Below are 593 nucleotides of genomic sequence, written 5' to 3' on the forward strand. Positions count from 1 at the left end.
GCCTCTTTGACGCCCTATTAAGTTCAGTAATTATTTTGGATAAAGGTAAAACTAATTGATGATATTGATGCCTTTGAAATTTAATAGTTTTTAAATTTTTGGCAATAATTCCAAATTGAGAAAATGAAATTCCCAAAGTTTTTTCTCCCAAATCTAAACCTAAAAAATTTTCTTTTTGATATAATTGCTCTTTTATAAACATTTTAACCATTCTTGCTGCAATATTATTAATTTATCTTTATGATAACTAATACTTTTAGCAAAAGTTGCATTTCCTCCACCTTTTCCTTCAATGATAATATTTACACGATTTATAAAATTTTTAGTATTAATACTATCAATATTACTTTTACAAACCAAAACAAAATATTCAGATTTTTGCTTATATAAACATAAAAAATTAATTTTTAATTTTTGTATTAAATAATCTAAAAGATTTTTCAACATATTTTCATCAATATCGATATTATCGCAATACGGATAGATTAATTGCGTTTTATGCAGCGATTTTTATTTGCTGTTTTATTTACAATCAGCCCCCGTCCAAACCGGACAAGCAAGTTTCCAAGCATCCGGCTTTCCATAATTTACTC

At 25.6% G+C, this 593-nt stretch carries 1 protein-coding gene and 1 pseudogene; both read right to left on the bottom strand.

Going from position 1 to position 593, the window contains the following annotated elements:
* Positions 1–202: pseudogene (locus tag B2G44_RS02235) on the bottom strand (Holliday junction resolvase RuvX); the annotation flags it as partial.
* Entirely contained in the window at positions 193–447 is a 255-nt protein-coding gene (locus B2G44_RS02240; protein WP_078123196.1) for a hypothetical protein, read from the bottom strand. The gene B2G44_RS02240 and the pseudogene B2G44_RS02235, both read right to left, overlap by 10 nt.
* Positions 448–593: the final 146 nt, after the last annotated feature.

This window comes from Candidatus Phytoplasma citri (assembly GCF_002009625.1).
GTDB classification, from domain to species: Bacteria; Bacillota_I; Bacilli_A; order Acholeplasmatales; family Acholeplasmataceae; genus Phytoplasma; species Phytoplasma citri.